Raw genomic sequence first — 17,834 nt, forward strand, 5'->3', positions numbered from 1 at the left:
ATATAATAATTGAACCGCTTTCATCATAACTAAAATGAAAGCGGTTCAAAACCGATATCTATTCGAATGTTTGTGCTTTTTTGTTCGATTTATCAGGGTGGGTGCCCTTATGTTCGAAGGTGACCGTCTTTTTGTTCGGCGCGGTAGTGGCTTGGCGTTTGACCTGTGCAGCGCTTGAACCATTTGCTGAAATATTTGCTGTCTCCAAGCCCTGTACGCTCAGCGATATCCTGCATCGTCAGCGTTGTATCTTTCAATAATCCATAGGCCAGCTTAAGCTTTCGTTTGTATTGGAAAGCGACGAAGCTGTCTCCCAGCGCTTTCTTGAACAAGATGGAGAAGTGGCTCCGACTCAGACCAACCTGTCCGGCCACATCGCTCACAGACCACTCCGCTGCTGGATGATCATGCAGCAGCTTCACGGCTTTCCAGATTGGCTCCGGCCAGTCCGCAGCCGTTACGCCATAGGTTTTCTCCAATTCTGCTGCTTTATGCAGGGCTGACAACGCTTCAAGACGTTCCTCCGTGCTTGTGAGCGGCCCTCTTTTGGCCCACTGCAGCTTCGCATTCTCGCTTTTCTGCTCAACAAGCACGCTCTCCGCAGCATTCAGCCGCGACTGCGGCACAATTAAATAACAGCGCTCATTCCCGTAAGGAATCACAGCCCCTTCATAGAGCTGCCGATCTTCCTTGGCCGTTTCCTTCAATAGCTCAAGCCAAGATACCTCACACCCCGAAGTCTTAATCAAATAGACATATACAGGCTCGCCATGAAATGACCATGCCTCCTGAGTACGTTTCTTCATCTCATCAACGAGTTTGTCATTATGGCCGTTCAACCACGCATAGAGCAGATTGCCCAGCCGCTCATCTTCCTCTTCGCTGGCAGCTGCCTGAGTGACTGACGGCGCCATAGATGCTGCTTTTGCCAGCTCTTGTTGAAACTTCGCAAGCAGACCTTCCAGCTCGTCATCCTCAAAAGCAGTTTTGAGCAAATAGCCGGCTGCTCCCAACTTGATTCCTTGCTGGGCGTATTCGAAGTCGCGATGACAGCTAAGCAGGATGATTTTGGTGTCGGGAGCTGTTTCCTTAACGCGGCGCAGCAATTCAATCCCATCCATTTCGGGCATGACAATGTCCGTAATGACCACTTGAGGCTGATGTTCAAGATAAGCTTCCCATGCTTTGCGTCCGTTCGAGGCGTCCGCTACGACTTCCATGCCGTATTTATCCCAAGGCACCGTAGAACGAAGTCCTTTGCGGACGATGCTTTCGTCATCAGCGATAATCACCTTAATCGTCTTGCTTGCTTCCATGTGGACTCTCCTCCTTCTCAGGCCATTTCATGATGATCGTTGTCCCTTCACCTTGGCTGGAATGCACAGTCAGCCCATACTGCTGACCAAAATGCAGCTTGAATTTCTGATCGGCATTTTGCACACCAAGCCCTCCCCTGCCCTTGCGGTTCGCAGCGGTTGGCAGAAGCAGACGCTCCAGCTTATCCGCAGGAATGCCTGCTCCATTATCAGAAAGGGTTAGAATCAGATGACTGCCTTCTTCCTTGACACTTAAGCGGATATTTCCCTTGCCGTCCTCGAAACCGTGGAAGAAAATATTCTCGAACAGCGGCTGCAAGGTCATGCGTGGAATGAGATAGCGCTTGAGCGGCTCGTCACACTCGAGCTCATAGTCGAATACAGGGCCATAGCGAACCTCTTGGATTTTCAGAAAATGTTCGATCATCCAGAGCTCTCGGCTAAGCGGAATCAGCTCCTGCGAGATGTCCAAATTGCCTTCTAGTACCATCGTAAGATGATACAGCATTTGGCGGATATCCTCCGCTCCCTGCAGTCTGGCTTTCCACTGAATCGAGTTGAGTGTATTGAAAAGCAAATGCGGGTTGATCTGATAATGAAAAGCCTTCAGCTCGGCTTCCTTCTTGAGCCGCTCGCTTCGTTCAACCTCGCCAATCAACGACTGAATACCGCCTACCATATTGTTAAAGCTCGTATCCAAGCTCCCCAGCTCATCCTTGGCTTCCACCTGAGTTCTTGTATGCAGCTTGCCAAAGCCAACCTTCTGCATCGCATCCTTCAGTCGACGAATCCGCGAGGTGAATCGAGACGAAAATACATAAGCGATCCCAAATGCCAGCAAGCATGAAGCAACGGCAACCATCATCGTATTCGATCTTATAATGCCCGAAGAACGATAGAACGACTTAGCTGGCAACCTCGCCTCTATCGTCCATTCATTAGCGGCAAGCGTTTTGTTCCAGACTATATCACTGGATTGTGAAGTGAAGACCGCTGCTGTCTCATAAATAATTAGTCCTTGAGGATCAGCTATTCGCAGATGGGCCTTCGTATCATTCTCGAACAGCTTGAACATATGCAGCAGATCTTCCGCATTCTCCTCGATAAGAATCTTGCTGCCTCGCAGCGCACCGTAGGGATTGTTGATCGGTACAGCCAAGCCCAGCACCGTGATCCCGGATTCTTCGGTTTCCTTCATCCCATGATTCTGAGGGTAAAATCCCAGCCAATACTTCCCCACATAAGCATCCGACATCGCTTGCCAAGCCGGAATGCGATTGAGCTTCGCTACATCGAGATTATTTTCACCGTAATAGTAGCCGGAATTTGTAATGATATAAATGCCAGCTGTCCGATCAGTTTTAAGCGCTTTCAGCAGAACTTCAAAATCATCCTTATCCATAATCTCTTTATACGTTGTCGGAACTTGATTACCCAGATCAACTCTTGCAGGATCAAGCAGATAGGAATAAACGGTTTCCGTCGTTTGATTCATTCGATTCAAATAAGAACTCATCTGCTGCTCCAGCTGCGCCACCGCATTCTCGCCATATTTGCCAAATTGAGAGTTAATCACCTTCGCAGACTGATAATAGGACAAGCCACCAAGGGACAGCAGCGGAATAAGCGTCACAATGAGAAAACAAAAGAGCAGCTTCGTGCGAATACTCCGATAAGAGCTGGACAATAGGCGGATGTTGAGCTTCTTGAGCAAATAATCTTTGATGACCGCACCCTCTCTCCAGATTTCTCTGTACTTCCTACTCTTGAAGTGTAGCATGGAACACTTTCCGCGAACAATGGAACCTGCCTTCCAGCAAGGGCGATAGACAGCTGTCCAGCCATGGTTCCCTCTGCCGAGTGAAACGGGAAAAGCACCTCCCATCTGCGAATTTCATGCAGAGAGAAGTGCGGTTATATTTAGGTGGTCGTGTACTCGTGACCTAAAATCAAAAACACACTCGATGTCCATGTAAAGGCGCGATCACGCAAGCCTTGTCCCGTCATCGCATCGAAATTCTCGGCCATGCCGCTGCGATCGAGCATGCTGCAGAACCGGCGCGCAACCTCTTGGGCCAGCTCGCGATCCCCCGCTGCGGCTGCTCCTTCGACGAGCAGCATCGTGGATGGCGCCCAGATCGGACCTCGCCAATAGCCATCCGGATTATAGAAGGGACTACTCACGCTTTCCGTCGCCCAGCCATTGCCCGTTAAGAAGCGGCCTTCCTCCCTTAGCCCCTCCAGCAACGCTGTGCGGATCTTCTCAGGCAGGCGCTTGCCCAGCAGAATAGGAACGAATAGAAGGAGGCTATCCCCTTCGGACAGCTCGTGCGTGCCGGAGCGGCAAGCCACGAAGCGGCCATCCTTCCAGAAATGCCGGATCATTTTATCCAGTGTACCCTCCGCAAGCTTCCGCCATTCGGCCGCCTCTCCCGTATGGCCGAGCAGTCCCGCAATCTCAGCAAGCAGTTCAGCCTGAAGAATGAGAAAGGCTGCTAAGTCCGGACTTTCGACCGGGATGCCATTATTGAAGGCAGTGCTGTTATCCCAGCCAGAGTCGTTACCGTGATTGTATTGCGGAATGCCATCTCCATCTCCGTCGCGATATCGGAACCACCATTTCGTCCATTTGGCGAGCGGTTCATACACTTCCCGAAGCTGCGCTTCCTTGATATAGTCGGTTCTAGCCATCATCCAAGCTAGCGTCCATCCGTGGATCGGCGGCTTGTTGCAGTTCCAAAGCTCATACTTATCATTGATGAAATCCGGAATCAAACCGCTCTCATCCTGCCGATCGAAGAAAATCATGAATTGATCCCAAGCCAGCTTCGGATCATGCCGAACCAGCGCCATCGCATTGAAGCAGTGATCCCAGCTCCAAATATTCGTCATCCAGTTCTTCGACATATACATGGCTGGACGAGTCAAGCACCCCTCTGCCGGTACAAGGCAGGACCAAGTGATATAAGCCGCCAGTTCCCTGCTTTCCTGCCAGCATTCCGGCAGAGACAAGCTGCTGCCCAGCCACAGACTAAACTCTTCCTTCACCTGCTTGACAGCCTCATCGAAAGAGTCCCACTCAGCGCGCGGCTCCCATACAGTGCGGAATTCCTCAACAGCAAATTCGGATATGCCTGACTTGCGGTCTGGCATGAAGTCAGCGATGACGTAGGAACTTTTGATTTTGTCCCATGGAACCTCCATCTTCAAGTCGCCAGCCAGCGTTGTCAGCATGAACCTGCATCCATGGGTGAAGCTGTTCACTTCCCAGCTGTTGGAGGCTGCTTGATAGGCATAGTCGTAGGCAGCCGTGCGAAAAGTTAGGCGGATTCCGCAGCCTTGGGTGCGAATCCGAAAGGTTCGATGATCGGAGATGCAGATCTCAGCCGTTAAACCTTTCGTCGATCGCAGCTTGATCAGCTCAGGGCTAGCTTCAGTCTGGAATGGCACGATTTGGCCGCTTTCATCCAGCATATCCATATGAAAAGCCTCGCCGAATTTATCATCGCCACCGCGCACTGTGCGCAGATATAGGCCTTGTTGTCGATCTTGGGCTTCAGGCAGAAGCGAAATCGCTAGAAACGATTCTCTTCGGCTGAAAGGTACAACGTTCAAGTCAAAGTTCATAATTAGTCTCCTTTGCGAAAACAGTATGCGCTTTCATTGTATCGAAAGGAGTGGCGCGGAAGAACCGACAGTTGTTTGTGATGGGCAGGCAATTTGTTGTGCGCTGAGGGCTCTCCGAGGTTTCGGGGTCATTTTGTTCGATGATTTTCGTTATATTGTTCGATTTCGTCACATTAGTACAAAAGCCCCCGTCTTTGATCCCTGACATTCTTCATCACAGGTGTCTATACGCTATACGTAGAAATGACATGCTACGTTTCTGACTTCTGGTACATGAGCTAAATCCACAAACAAAAAAAGCCAAACACTGTGAATCTCACAGGTTCAGCTTCTAATTTACAATCCAAAAATCGCATCAATGACGGGCTTCGTCGTTCCACCTGGATACATGAGATACAATAATACGTAAACCAATACACCCGTTGGAGCTGTAAGCAGCCATACAATAGCGGCAACTCGTCCAATTTTCTTATGTTTAAGGAATTTGTTCTTATAAGCAAACCAAAGGGTGACAAGGCCCAGTACGCCTCCAATAGTTGCCAGTGTAATATGGAAAAATAAAAACAGGTGATATGGCAGCTTCAAACTCTCAGGTCCGCCAAAAGCTGTATTTCCTTCGAACAAGGTTCTAGACATATAAATGATGAAGAACGCAAGTGCGAATATCGCACCAAAAACCATCAGCTTCTGATGTGTTTCACGGTTCCCTTTGACAATATGATACCAGCCGAAGCCGACAAATATGGCACTAATGACGATAAACATCGTAGAAATCGTGGGTAAAATGTGCATCTCTTAAATCCTTTCTCTAAGCGCGATTCCAATTCCCGCCTTGATTATTCAAGCTTTCATGGTTCTCCAGTGCTTCCAATTCATCATCTTCCTTACGCTCTCTACGGTACCACCGAAAGAAAATGTAAGCAAGCGTTGCGCCGTAAACGATTTCTTGGATGATCTTCATAATAACACCGCCCAATTGCTGGTCATCAAGCGGCGACAGGTGAGCAAAAGGGACCGTTACATTCGAATACATATCGTAGATAACGGAATCTGCAAAAATAATAAGTGCACATGCCGGTGTCAGCAGAATGCCATTCCCGAAAATATAAGCTATTTTCTTCAGATCGTTCAAACGGTTTAATTCCGGAATTGGACAAAAAACTGGAAACCACATCATGAATGCTGTGAACAGAAGCAGCGTATGATAACCCAATAATGCTAATTCATTCTTCATTAAGTTATCCATAATAAGCGGCATATGATAGATCGAAAATAGCATATTGAACAAGAACAACGCTATCAACGGACGGGAGAAGAATGAAAATAAACCGCGGAATACCACATTCCTCATGAATGGTCTTAGCAACCACTCTGGAGTCCCCAACCAGATACAGATCGGAACAATGAGATACAGAATCGTTTGCTGCAGCATATGCATGCTGAATAAGTAATGATGTCCTATGTAATTAATCGGACTACCCTGGCCCACATAGAAGAGAAAAAGCCCCGTATAAAAAGATAGCTGCTGTACGACCGTAACGGATCCGACCTCTATAGAATTCCCATTCCCCTTGACGACAAAGCGACGATAAACATATCCGACAACAACGAGCACCAACAGTAAAACAGGATTCCATAACTCGAAAAATCCGCCAATTTGGTTCATACTTGTATGCGATCTCCTTTCAACGGTAGGTGATATATGGATAATACAATTTCTCTATTACGGTAAAAAAAGAGGAGGCACTTTGTCTAGACAAAGTTGCCTCTTCCTAATAAGCTTACCACCAAACCCAATATACGGCCATAATTACACAGGTCAGCGCTACGAAAGCCCCTCCCACGATGAAAATAAGCGGGAATAAGTGTCCTCTTTCTTTGGCATGCATCCAGAATAACAACTGGATCACAGCTTGCACAATAGCCAGAGTAACGATGAAGATCAGGATAAACGAACGATCCAAATCTCCGTATAGCACGACAGCAAATGCAAGCATCGTGAGCAAGATCGAAATAATGTAAGACAAGTAGTGGTTCAAAGTTGATTCATGCTTAACGCGTTTAGGTGCGGATATATCATGAGAATTGCTGCTCATCTTAGTGACCCACCTTCCCCATCAGATAAACGACTGTGAAGATAAATACCCAAACTAAGTCAATAAAGTGCCAATACAATCCGGCAACATAAAACTTCGGTGCTGTAACGACGGTCAGACCCTTTTTGAAACCTTGAATAATTAACAAGGTAATCCAGCAAACACCGAATGCAACGTGCGCTCCATGGAAGCCAACTAATGTATAGAAGGACGTGGCGAACGCGCTTGTTGTGAATTTGTGACCTTCGTGCACATATTCAACGAACTCATAAATCTCAAGACCCAAGAACGTAAGACCAAACAATACAGTAACAATTAACCATCCTAATAATTGACCAAGCTTGTGTCTGTGCATCGCAATGATAGCGAAAACACTCGTTAAACTACTTGTTAAGAGAATGAATGTGGACCAACCCACAGTTTTGAGCTTGAAAATTTCCTCTGCTGTAGGACCATCTGGAACAGAGTTCCGAAGCGCAATGTACGTTGCGAATAAACAACCGAACAAAACAACCTCGGCACCCAGGAATAACCAAAAACCGAGAACCTTATTTTTCCCTTCGAGGGTAGCCGTTTCCGGATTAGCAGGCAGTGCGCCCGTATGATGAGTACTCATGCCTTTACCCCCTTGTCATCTTCAAGCTCTTCCGGTTCAATATGCCAACCATGGTCGTCATAAACGGAACGCAAGAACATCGCAATAAATGTAACTACGATACCCGCGGCTGCTACATAGTAGTTTCTGTACATGAAACCAAAACCAGCAATGAATAAGCCAACGGACATTACAAGCGGTAAAATGGATGATGATGGCATGTGAATCGAACCTACTGGTTCTGCCGGCGTCATCTCTTTGTTGCCCGCCATTTTTTCTTTCCAAAGTGCATCTAATCCGCGAACAAGCGGTGTTTGTTTGAAGTTGTATTCTGGTGCAGGTGACGGAATCGCCCACTCCAATGTACGGCCATCCCATGGATCTGCAAGAGCCGTTTTTGGTTTTCTTTGTGTTGCAATAATGTTGATCAGGAATACCAATGTACCGATACCCATCAAGAACGCACCTACAGTGGAAACTAAGTTACCTACTTCAAGATCGTGTCCAGGCTGATACGTAAAGACACGACGCGGCATTCCCATAAGTCCCAAGAAATGCTGAGGGAAGAATGTCAAATGGAAACCAATGAAGAACAACCAGAAATGTAATTTACCCATGCCTTCATTCAGCATACGACCGAACATTTTTGGCCACCAGTAGTAAAGACCTGCAAACAAACCAAGTACTAGACCACCAACGATAACATAGTGAAAGTGAGCAACTACGAAATACGTGTCATGGTATTGGAAGTCAGCTGCAGGAATCGCAAGCATAACCCCTGTTGTTCCCCCCATTACGAAGGTAGGAATAAACGCTGTTGCGAAAATATTCGCAGTCGTGAAACGGATTTGTCCGCCCCACAGCGTGAACAGCCAGTTAAAGATTTTCACACCTGTTGGTACAGCAATCGCCATCGTTGCAATCGCGAAGATCGAGTTAGCTACTGGACCTAGACCTGATGTAAACATGTGATGGACCCAAACCATGAAGCCTAGGAAACCAATCAATACAGTCGCGAATACCATGGAGCTGTATCCGAAAAGACGTTTTTTGGAGAACGTTGATACGATCTCAGAAATGATACCGAAAGCTGGAAGAATCAAAATGTAAACTTCGGGGTGCCCGAAAATCCAAAATAAATGTTCCCAAAGTACGTTGTTTCCGCCTCTGGCTGCATCGAAGAAAGCACCGCCAAAGATACGGTCAAACATAAGTTCAACAAGGGCAACCGTAATCGCAGGGAAAGCAAGTACGATCAAACCAGAAGTGATGAAAGCTGTCCATGTGAACATCGGCATACGCATGTACGTAAGACCTGGTGCACGCATGTTGATAATGGTAACTAGGAAGTTAATCCCCCCGATTAGTGTACCAATACCGGCAATCTGCAAACCAAGAACGTAGAAATCAGTTCCTTGCAAGTTATTCTCAATCGTCTGACCCCAGCTGGCGTCAGTAATCGAGGATAATGGTGCATATCCCGTCCACCCGCCATCTGGCGCGCCGCCCAAGAACCAGCTTGTGTTCATAAGCACGCCGCCCGCGAAGAACAGCCAGAACCCAAGTGAGTTAACGAACGGGAACGCAACGTCCCTTGCACCAATTTGCAGTGGTACGATGGCATTCATGAAAGCGAAGATGATCGGCATAGCCGCAAAGAAAATCATCGTTGTTCCGTGCATCGTTGTTAATTGGTTGAATGAATCTCCGATGAAGATTTTTTGATCCGGGAAAGCAAGCTGAATCCGGATCAGGATGGCTTCAAGTCCCCCTACGAGGAAGAATAAACCGCCCGCGAGTAAGTACAGGATCCCGATTTTCTTATGATCGACTGTTGTGAGCCAATCCATCAGACCGGTGTGTTTTTTTACTGGATGTGCGTGAGCCAACGTATTAACCTCCTTTACCTGAGAAGTTTATTTCAATGTCTGTAAGTATGTAACAATATCTTTAATCTGAGCGTCGTCAAGCTTTCCGCCAGCTTCTTTACCAAAAGCAGGCATTTTGTTGCCTGGTTTTTGGTCTTGCGGATTTTTGATCCACAACGCCATCTTCTCAGGAGTGTGTTCCAGAATACCAGCAAGCGTATCGCGATCAGCGAAACCTTTGAGGTTCGGAGCAACACCAGGACCGTTCGCGTTAACAGCGTGACAAGACATACAGTTTTCTTTGAAAAGCTCTTCACCCTTTTGTGCAGTTGCCGGCACAGTGACAGGCGCTTTCATTTTAGCTACCCATGCATCGAAATCAGCTTCGGATTTGGAGGTAACGGTGAAATTCATCAAGGCATGCGAAGCTCCGCAAAGCTCGGCACATCTACCTTGGAAGGTTGCGATTTCGTCAGCTTGCAAATACAAAGTATTCGTGATGCCTGGATTTGTATCGATTTTACCGCCTAGCGATGGTACCCAGAATGCATGGGATACGTCAGCGGAAACCAGCTCAAAGGCAATGATTTTATCCTTCGGCACAACAAGCTGTTGAGCTGTAGCAATACCAAGATCCGGATATTCAAACTGCCACCAGAATTGATGTGCAGTAACTTTAACATGCACAGCAGCTTTATCCTTCGTGTAATTGGTTGAATGCTTGAATGTGTAAGATACCGTTGGTACCGCAAGCACTAACAGTAGGAGAATCGGGACAACAGTCCAGATAATCTCAAGCACATGGCTGCCTTCAACTTGCTTAGGTATGCTTTCATCGCCTTTGCGTTTGCGGAAGCGAATCAAAACATACACATAAATTGCAAATACGACAATTACGACAAATACCATGATAAAGAGACTTAATTTCATTAGGTACAGCTGCTCGGAAGCAACGGGCCCTTTTGGCTGTAAAGCAGACAAGGTTGGGTCTCCACACCCGGTTAGCAAGAACGTCATTACCGCTATTAGGGGTAGCAGACGCCACAACTTTTTCAATCGACTCATTGTATCAACCCCACTTTTAAAACATTATTTTTACCACGAAGGCCATGCCCATGTCAATTCACTTTATTAACTATAAATTCGTGAAAAGTTTTTGTCAATCGCTGGAGGGAAGTTCACAAATTGTTCTTAAACCGCTTTGTAACGATATATTTTCCCTTCATGGTTATTTCCATACCCCCACCTCTTTATGCATGAAAGCCTATATTTGAGATGACGAATAAAAGAACAGAAACATCCCATCCTATAGACATTACACTCAATATGGGAGGTCATCTCAGATGCTTAGGAAGTTAGGTTTTCCGATTTGTGGAATGATATTCCTCATGCTCGCATTAAACGGCTGTTCAGAGAAAGGAAGAGAGTTTGGGAGAAGTCCCGATCATACCAATTTCGGTGCTCCTGTCGAAAAAACAGAGGAAACCGAAAGAGCTTATCAAACACAGCAATTGTATGGCCCTGTCACGCACAATAACACCAAGCTGGAGTACAGTCAGTTTCTTTCTAATCAGCTGAACGCGATGAATGGTGTCAATACAGCTATTGTCATGACAACGGATAAGAATGCTTATGTGGCTTTAATGATTGACAGCAGCGCTACAGGCACCAAGGGAACGACCAAAGAAACGAATAATCAAGGAACGCAAAAAGGCTTTTATAATGACAAACAGCCTTTTAACGATTATTTGCCTTCCACTGACCTAAACAACGGCTATAACAATTATGAAACAGCGGTCCATCATGATATGCTCTCTCACCGATTTAAACAAGCTATGGCGGAGAAGATTCGACTTTTGCAGCCGAATATCATGGATGTCTATATTTCAGCTAACCGTGATTTCCTTAATCAAATGAATAGCTATGCTCAAGAAAGCTGGAAAGGGAATTCGCTCATGCCCTTATTGACCCCTTTCAATCAAACGGTAGCTCGCGTATTTGGCACTGCTCAAGTTCTGCCGGATTGATAGAATAATGGTTCCTTTAAGCGAATTGCTTCTATATAAAGTAGATATTTGCTGCTTGTGGGTCGGCTCCTGTTTTCATTTGTCTAGCATTCCTGTACAATGAGGGAATCGTCTACAACAAGGAGAGACTTTGGTCCAAGACCGAAGATCCCTATAAATAGTAGGAAAAAAGGGAGCTGGCCAATTACCCATGTCAAATGGATTTGCCTCATTAGGAATCAGAGATCGTCTAGTTCAAGTTTTACAAGCCCAAGGAGTCGTTGAACCGACCCCCATTCAAAAGGAAGCTATTCCTGTTCTATTAAAAGGTACAGATGTTATCGCGCAGGCACAAACAGGTACAGGGAAAACCCTTGCTTTTGTCCTTCCTATATTAGAAACAATTGATGTAGAGAGCTCTGATGTACAAGCTTTAATTCTTACGCCTACGCGTGAGCTGGCTATCCAAATCAGCAATGAGTTGAAAAACCTTGTCCCAGTTACAGGAGCAAAGGTTTTGGCGGCTTATGGCGGTCAGGATGTAGAAAAACAGCTTAGAAAGCTTCAAGGAAACATACATATAGTAGTAGGAACTCCGGGAAGACTGCTCGATCACCTTCGCCGCGGTTCCATCAACTTCTATAAATTGAAAGTGCTCGTTTTGGATGAAGCTGATCAAATGCTGCACATGGGCTTCCTTCATGAAGTGAAGGATATTATCGCCCAATGCTCGCCTTATCGCCAAACGATGCTGTTCTCGGCGACGATGCCGGAGCAGGTCATGAACTTATCCAAGGCCTACATGAAGGAAGCTAAGGAAATTAAGATTCAAAGCAAACAAGTCACCTTAACGGAAATTGAACAAATGGTTGTTCCGACAACCGATCGTCAGAAGCAAGATGCCTTGATTGCCGCCATTAAACAACATAAGCCTTATTTAGCTATGATATTTTGCCGTACCAAAGCAAGAGCTATCGCTTTGAATGAGGTACTGCAAGAAATCGGCCTGATGTCCGACGAACTGCATGGTGATTTATCTCAAGCGAAACGCGAGCAGGTCATGAAGCGATTCCGTGATGGCCGCATTGAGCTATTGGTCGCCACCGATATTGCAGCTCGTGGATTAGACGTGGAAGGTGTTACGCATATCTTCAATTATGATGTGCCGCAAGATGCCGAAAGCTATATCCACCGTATCGGCCGTACAGGTCGTGCTGGAGAAAAAGGCGTTGCGATTACTTTCGCAACTCCGCGTGATATGGATACGATTGAATTGATCGAAAAAGGCATTAAAATGTCCTTGCGCGGCGGTGAGCTGGGGCAAAGACGCGTTCGCTCCAGCTCAGAGGACAACTTTGAAAGCGAAGGCAGAGGTTCCGCACGCAGAGGCGGCGGCAATGCGCCTTCGCGCGGTGGACGCAATGAACGAGGCGGCGCTCCAGCAGAACAACGCAGTGGACGCGGACGATCTGGCGGACGCAGCGAAGCAAGCCGCGGCGACAGAGCCAACGTTCAATACGGAGCCAGAAGCACCTCGTCCAGAGGCGACAAATTCGGTTCACGCAGTGAAACTGGCGGAACTGCACGTTTCGGTGCACGTCCGGCCAAAGTGAATTCGGAGCGCAATCCGAATACGTGGGGACGTGCTGTCAGCAAAGAGCCGGCAGCAGCGCAGGCTGGACCTGGACGCGGTGATAACATGAATGCTGCCAAAGCACGTGTCACCAAGTCCTGGGGCAGCGATGCCGAACGCGCACCGCGTGCGGCAGGTCGCGGCGAAGCAGAGCGCGGTGCGCGCCGCTCCGCCCCACATGGCGATAAGTCTTACTCGCCATACAACAAGTACGCCGGCACGGGCCGTGACGACGCGGCAAGCGCGTCGCGCACGATTCGCGGCGGCAAAGGCCGCGGCGACAGCGCCCCCCGCGGGGATGGCGCGGAGCGCGGAGCACGCGGTGCAGCGCCGCGTGGCGATAGCTTTGGCGCTCGCGGCGGAGCTCCGCGTGGCGGGCAAGGCGGCGAGCGCGCCGGCCAAGCACGCGGACGCGGCGACAGCCCGGGTGCACGCAGCGGAGCGCCGCGTGGCGACAGATCCGGCTCCCCGCGCGGCGGCACTCGCGGCAGCGCGCCGCGCGGCGGCGGACGTGGCGGAAAACGCTAATCCGCAAATACTGCGGTTAAAAGGTATTTAGAGGAACTAAGGTACGCTAATTATGCTTATTTAGCAGATTACCTGCGACGAAGGGAACTGTGATACGTTATTTTCAAGATTTCCGCCTTGCGGGAACCTATTTTCACGAAATAAGTCCCTCCAGTTCCGCTTCATCCCTGGAATACGCTTTTTTCAGCATAATAGAGGATCATAGTTCCCTTACGATTTAAATTAGCGCTTTCACAGCAAGTCTTTACCGAATAAGCGGAAACATGTAAAATATAAGTAGGGTTCACACGATCTTTTTATCGCCAATAAGAAAGCAGTTCACGTGAAACCCACTTTCTCCTTTCTTATGTGGTCAAAAATCGTTTCAAACCGTTGCACGCACGTAGGATTTACCCCCCACTCTTCATAAATAAAGGAGGTATGTTCCATGTACGCATTGAAGGACAAGGAAATGATTTTTGTATTCACAGGTCCTCACGGTGCTGGTCGTAAGACGGTTGCAGAAATGTCAGGATCTACGCTCGGCATGAAGCAAGTCATCTCTTACACAACCAGACCACCGAAAGCTACCGAAGAAGATGGTCAGGACTACCACTTCATCTCGCCTGCTCAATTCGTTCAGGCGCAAGCAAATGATGAATTTATCGAGGTTAGCACGGTAAATGATCATTTGTACGGCATCAAAAGTGCAGATATCGAAAGCATGTTCGAGCTCAGCGGCAGCATCTATCTGATTTTGAACCGATTCGGCGCTGAAACCCTCAGAAAGCTATATGGAGATCGCGTTGTTCTCATTTTCATCTATGCGGATCGCGATAAGCTTGAGCAGCGGATGCGAGAAAGCGGAGACCCCGATGACATTATTGCGAAGTATCTCTCTTATTACGAAGATGAGCTTAGCTTCCGTGATGAGTGCGACCATGTCTTCGAGAATGTCGATTTAGCGCACACTGTTTTTGATTTGACCAAAACGTTAGACTTGTATTTGAATCGCAACTTGGTTGATTTAGATTAACCGGCATAACTGCCTATATCAGGCCTGGACGGAGCAACTTCGTTCGGGTCTTTTCACGTAATCAGAAGCGTTTCTCGAAGGAGTTGTTCCCGTTGAAAATTATTTCTATCGAACCTACCCCAAGCCCGAATTCGATGAAGCTGAATATGGATGAATCGCTTCCGGCCGGTATACGGAAAACCTATACGAAAACGAATCATGCCGATGCCCCCGATAACATTCGGCAGCTGCTCGAGGTCCAAGGTGTTATCAGCGTGTTCCACGCAGCGGACTTCATCGCAGCTGACCGCACGTCCAAAGGGGACTGGCAGTTCATTCTAGCCAGAGCCCGTGAGATCTTCGGTGAGGCCCAGCCTTCTGCTGACGGCGGGCCAACGCCGGAGCAGCCGCAGGCCGAGGCTGCTTTCGGGGAAGCACAAGTCCTCGTGCAAATGTTCCGTGGCATTCCGCTCCAGGTGAGGGTGCGCGCTGGCGCTGAAGAAGTGCGCGCGGCCATGCCGGAGCGCTTCACGCAAGCCGCAGTCCGCGCAGGTACGGCATCGCCGAACCTGATCAAGGAGCGGAAGCTCGAGGAGCTCGGCGTACGCTACGGCGAGCTGAAGGACATCGCGGGCGAAGTCGTCCAGGAGCTGGACGCTTCTTACGACGACGCCCGCGTCGAAAGCCTGGTCTCCTCGGCGATGCAGGAGACCCCGGATGCCTCTGCGGAGGAAACCGCAGAGGCGATAGACGCAGGCGCAGCCGCCGCGCAGCTGCGCCACAGCGATTGGAAGCTGCGCTACGCCGCGCTTCAGAAGATTCAGCCGTCGCTGGAGACGCTTCCTCTTCTCGTCCATGCGCTGCAGGACGAGAACACGTCGATCCGCCGACTGGCGACTGTCTACCTCGGAGACATCAAGGAACCCGAGGTGCTGCCCTTCCTGTATCGTGCCTTAGAGGACGATACTCCTTCTGTACGCCGGACTGCCGGGGATACCCTGTCCGATATCGGCGACCCTGCCGCCATGCCGGCGATGGCCAAAGCGCTGAAGGACCGCAACAAATTAGTTCGCTGGCGTGCGGCACGCTTTTTGTACGAAGTCGGTGACAACAGCGTGCTGAATGATCTTCATGCCGCCATCGATGATCCTGAGTTTGAAGTCCGCATGCAGGTGAAAATCGCGCTGGAGCGCATCGAAGGCGGCCATGCGGCTGAAGGCTCCGTCTGGCAGCAAATGACGCGCAGAAATGATTAGCATAGAGATTTAAAAAAGCACGAATGGGCTCCTGATTGTTCAGGGCTGCATTCGTGCTTTTTCATGATTAATGTGTTTAGTGATCATAATGCTCAAAATACAAAATACGCTCCATGATCGTAGGATGCGAGCCTCGAAACCATTGAACGAGCTTCGGCTGGGTAACTGGGCTTAAATTGACCTTAGCAATTTGCTGAAAAGCGCGAATCGCCGCGCGGCCATCTCCCGTCATTTTCATAGAATACACATCCGCTCTATGCTCGATCACCCTTGAGAATGCATTCTGGGCAGGCGCCGAAGCGAAGCTCATGACGGTTGCGATTAGCAGTAGAACAGGAAGCGCCGCTAAATCGTGTTCTCCTCGAATCCCCCAGCGAGCCCCCCACCGCCCTAGAAACCATCGATATGCATGGAAGGCCAGCCAAAAGCCAATAAAACTAAGCGCGATGCCATAGGCGATGCCCAGATAGATGTGCCGCTCTACATAATGACCCATTTCATGGGCCATGACCGTTAATATCTCATCCGGCTGCAGCTTATTCAGTATCGTGTCCCATAGAACAATGCGAGCGTTGCCTCCGATCCCGTTCACATAAGCATTAATTGCCGAAGTCCTCTCCGACATATTCACTTGGTACACCTGATCAGCCGGGATATGCGATTGGGCGGCAAGCTGGAGAATCTGCTCCTTCAGCACTTGATCCTGCAGCGGCTGAAAATCATTATACAAAGGATCGAGCACTACAGGCTGAATGAACGTCAGGAATAGAATAAGCGGGATCGAAATAAGCCAGAACCACAGCCACCAACGATTGGGACTCCGTTTCAGCACCCATTTGAAAATGAGAACCATCACAATCGATCCCAGAAGATTAAGGACAAAGTCTTTCCCTTTATCGCTCCAAAAGGTGAATAAAGTCTCCGTCGATATGCCGTATGACTGATCCATTTTATACAGGAAGTAATCCACCGGCAGGAAGAGCACGTCCATAAGCAGCGTAAACAAAAGCACAAAAACAACGATTTGGAGAAAAGAAGCTTTAAACAGCTTCTCCGCTGCCATGCGAAATTTAACGCCGACGCCAAGGAGTACGAGCAGCAGCCCCATTTGCAGCGGTGAGCTAAGGAAGTAAGCCAATGAACGAATACGCGATAAGGATTCCGCATTTCCGATTTCTTGGGCCGTCATGAACGTATGCGGGTCTGCCTTGGAACCAACAAGCGCAAGCGGTATGTGGAATAGATCCCCTTTCAGAAAATAAATAATCGAGGCCAACGCATACACACCAAAAACAGCGATAAGTACCGCATACAGACGCTTCATTCCCTGCCTCCATCATCCATAGTCGATAAATTGATCAGTAGCCAGTCCGGTGTAAAATCTCGGGATAACAACCATACTTGCGTGAAATAGCCTTCTGGGAGCACCAGCTTATTCTTCATGCCTAGGATATCGGACATACCGAATAAGAGCGAGACATTGCGTATAAGCAGCATACATGGGTAATCATGGGAATAGTCTTTAAACTTGTGCTCCTTCGTGCGAATTCGGTCATTAATGACCTTAATAAAAGTTTCCAGTAATTCGGGGCCAGGTCTTGTCAGCTCAGACAGCGACATCATTCTTCTTGCCTCTTCGGTATCATAGAACAAATGAGTGACTTCAAGCCCGATTGGATGAGAGGCTTCATCTTCAAGAAGGGCGTCTGGCTTCTCTTGCTGCTGAATCAATCGCAGGTCAATCGGATTATTTCTATTGTATAATGCCAGAAAAATATCTACAGCGGCGAGCTCCATCGCCTTCTTCTCATCTTCATGTTTATTCATAAGCTTCCCTCATATTCGTAATCGGGTCTTTTTTTACCAGTTTACCCTGATCTATGAGCTTATGCGTCACAGGGTTATGCTCCTATGC

General features: G+C 48.3%; 15 protein-coding genes. 4 read left to right on the top strand and 11 right to left on the bottom strand.

Features of this window, described 5'->3' with window-relative positions; all coding sequences use genetic code 11:
- Nucleotides 1–107: 107 nt before the first annotated feature.
- The 9 genes from BC351_RS28380 to coxB all read right to left on the bottom strand — a co-directional run bounded on the left by BC351_RS28380 (nt 108) and on the right by coxB (nt 10,567).
- A complete protein-coding gene (locus tag BC351_RS28380) occupies nt 108–1,316 on the bottom strand; it encodes a response regulator transcription factor (RefSeq protein WP_079417343.1) in 1,209 nt (402 codons plus the stop codon).
- A complete protein-coding gene (locus tag BC351_RS28385) occupies nt 1,294–3,096 on the bottom strand; it encodes a sensor histidine kinase (RefSeq protein WP_079417421.1) in 1,803 nt (600 codons plus the stop codon). Before BC351_RS28385 ends, BC351_RS28380 begins: the two co-directional genes overlap by 23 nt.
- Before the next feature lie 140 nt (nt 3,097–3,236).
- Nucleotides 3,237–4,943 (bottom strand): amylo-alpha-1,6-glucosidase, encoded by a 1,707-nt coding sequence (locus BC351_RS28390; protein WP_079417345.1) that lies wholly within the window; start codon nt 4,941–4,943, stop codon nt 3,237–3,239.
- Nucleotides 4,944–5,279: 336 nt separating this feature from the next.
- Nucleotides 5,280–5,735: a DUF420 domain-containing protein gene (locus BC351_RS28395; protein WP_079417347.1), complete on the bottom strand. Its 456-nt coding sequence runs from the start codon at nt 5,733–5,735 to the stop codon at nt 5,280–5,282.
- A 16-nt stretch (nt 5,736–5,751) separates the two neighbouring features.
- Nucleotides 5,752–6,609, bottom strand: a complete 858-nt coding sequence (locus tag BC351_RS28400; protein WP_079417349.1) for a cytochrome c oxidase assembly protein — start codon at nt 6,607–6,609, stop codon at nt 5,752–5,754.
- 115 nt (nt 6,610–6,724) lie between these two features.
- Entirely contained in the window at nt 6,725–7,039 is a 315-nt protein-coding gene (locus BC351_RS28405; RefSeq protein ID WP_079417351.1) for a cytochrome C oxidase subunit IV family protein, read from the bottom strand.
- Between the two features lies 1 nt (nt 7,040).
- Nucleotides 7,041–7,655 carry a cytochrome (ubi)quinol oxidase subunit III gene (locus BC351_RS28410; protein ID WP_079417353.1) on the bottom strand — a complete coding sequence of 205 codons (615 nt, stop codon included), beginning with the start codon at nt 7,653–7,655 and terminating at the stop codon, nt 7,041–7,043.
- Nucleotides 7,652–9,484 carry a cytochrome c oxidase subunit I gene (gene ctaD / locus BC351_RS28415; protein ID WP_208629861.1) on the bottom strand — a complete coding sequence of 611 codons (1,833 nt, stop codon included), beginning with the start codon at nt 9,482–9,484 and terminating at the stop codon, nt 7,652–7,654. Before ctaD ends, BC351_RS28410 begins: the two co-directional genes overlap by 4 nt.
- Nucleotides 9,485–9,550: 66 nt before the next feature.
- Nucleotides 9,551–10,567 (bottom strand): cytochrome c oxidase subunit II, encoded by a 1,017-nt coding sequence (gene coxB / locus BC351_RS28420; protein WP_079417357.1) that lies wholly within the window; start codon nt 10,565–10,567, stop codon nt 9,551–9,553.
- A 278-nt stretch (nt 10,568–10,845) separates the two neighbouring features.
- On the opposite strand from coxB, the gene BC351_RS28425 reads away from it, so the two are divergent.
- From BC351_RS28425 to BC351_RS28440, 4 genes are all read left to right on the top strand, one after another.
- Nucleotides 10,846–11,529 (top strand): YhcN/YlaJ family sporulation lipoprotein, encoded by a 684-nt coding sequence (locus tag BC351_RS28425; protein ID WP_079417359.1) that lies wholly within the window; start codon nt 10,846–10,848, stop codon nt 11,527–11,529.
- A 190-nt stretch (nt 11,530–11,719) separates the two neighbouring features.
- On the top strand, nt 11,720–13,669 hold the full coding sequence (locus BC351_RS28430; RefSeq protein WP_079417361.1) for a DEAD/DEAH box helicase: 1,950 nt from the start codon (nt 11,720–11,722) through the stop codon (nt 13,667–13,669).
- Between the two features lie 427 nt (nt 13,670–14,096).
- Nucleotides 14,097–14,684: a guanylate kinase gene (locus tag BC351_RS28435; RefSeq protein WP_079417363.1), complete on the top strand. Its 588-nt coding sequence runs from the start codon at nt 14,097–14,099 to the stop codon at nt 14,682–14,684.
- 92 nt (nt 14,685–14,776) lie between these two features.
- The gene (locus BC351_RS28440) at nt 14,777–15,919 is read left to right on the top strand and encodes a conserved virulence factor C family protein (RefSeq protein ID WP_079417365.1); all 1,143 of its coding nucleotides are present in this window, start codon (nt 14,777–14,779) and stop codon (nt 15,917–15,919) included.
- Between the two features lie 76 nt (nt 15,920–15,995).
- Here BC351_RS28440 and BC351_RS28445 read toward each other — a convergent pair whose 3' ends face one another.
- Both BC351_RS28445 and BC351_RS28450 read right to left on the bottom strand, forming a co-directional pair.
- Nucleotides 15,996–17,243 (bottom strand): M48 family metallopeptidase, encoded by a 1,248-nt coding sequence (locus BC351_RS28445; RefSeq protein ID WP_079417367.1) that lies wholly within the window; start codon nt 17,241–17,243, stop codon nt 15,996–15,998.
- Nucleotides 17,240–17,746 (bottom strand): hypothetical protein, encoded by a 507-nt coding sequence (locus BC351_RS28450; RefSeq protein WP_079417369.1) that lies wholly within the window; start codon nt 17,744–17,746, stop codon nt 17,240–17,242. The genes BC351_RS28445 and BC351_RS28450 overlap by 4 nt, the downstream gene beginning before the upstream one ends.
- Nucleotides 17,747–17,834 lie beyond the last annotated feature (88 nt).

Source organism: Paenibacillus ferrarius (genome assembly GCF_002027705.1).
Lineage (GTDB): Bacteria > Bacillota > Bacilli > Paenibacillales > NBRC-103111 > Paenibacillus_E > Paenibacillus_E ferrarius.

Excerpts from the sequence above, each read along its gene's own strand:
- BC351_RS28380 (WP_079417343.1), bottom strand. The coding sequence starts at position 1,316 with ATGGAAGCAAGCAAGACGATTAAGGTGATTATCGCTGATGACGAAAGC.
- BC351_RS28385 (WP_079417421.1), bottom strand. The coding sequence starts at position 3,096 with ATGCTACACTTCAAGAGTAGGAAGTACAGAGAAATCTGGAGAGAGGGT.
- BC351_RS28390 (WP_079417345.1), bottom strand. The coding sequence starts at position 4,943 with ATGAACTTTGACTTGAACGTTGTACCTTTCAGCCGAAGAGAATCGTTT.
- BC351_RS28395 (WP_079417347.1), bottom strand. The coding sequence starts at position 5,735 with ATGCACATTTTACCCACGATTTCTACGATGTTTATCGTCATTAGTGCC.
- BC351_RS28400 (WP_079417349.1), bottom strand. The coding sequence starts at position 6,609 with ATGAACCAAATTGGCGGATTTTTCGAGTTATGGAATCCTGTTTTACTG.
- BC351_RS28405 (WP_079417351.1), bottom strand. The coding sequence starts at position 7,039 with ATGAGCAGCAATTCTCATGATATATCCGCACCTAAACGCGTTAAGCAT.
- BC351_RS28410 (WP_079417353.1), bottom strand. The coding sequence starts at position 7,655 with ATGAGTACTCATCATACGGGCGCACTGCCTGCTAATCCGGAAACGGCT.
- ctaD (WP_208629861.1), bottom strand. The coding sequence starts at position 9,484 with ATGGATTGGCTCACAACAGTCGATCATAAGAAAATCGGGATCCTGTAC.
- coxB (WP_079417357.1), bottom strand. The coding sequence starts at position 10,567 with ATGAGTCGATTGAAAAAGTTGTGGCGTCTGCTACCCCTAATAGCGGTA.
- BC351_RS28425 (WP_079417359.1), top strand. The coding sequence starts at position 10,846 with ATGCTTAGGAAGTTAGGTTTTCCGATTTGTGGAATGATATTCCTCATG.
- BC351_RS28430 (WP_079417361.1), top strand. The coding sequence starts at position 11,720 with ATGTCAAATGGATTTGCCTCATTAGGAATCAGAGATCGTCTAGTTCAA.
- BC351_RS28435 (WP_079417363.1), top strand. The coding sequence starts at position 14,097 with ATGTACGCATTGAAGGACAAGGAAATGATTTTTGTATTCACAGGTCCT.
- BC351_RS28445 (WP_079417367.1), bottom strand. The coding sequence starts at position 17,243 with ATGAAGCGTCTGTATGCGGTACTTATCGCTGTTTTTGGTGTGTATGCG.
- BC351_RS28450 (WP_079417369.1), bottom strand. The coding sequence starts at position 17,746 with ATGAATAAACATGAAGATGAGAAGAAGGCGATGGAGCTCGCCGCTGTA.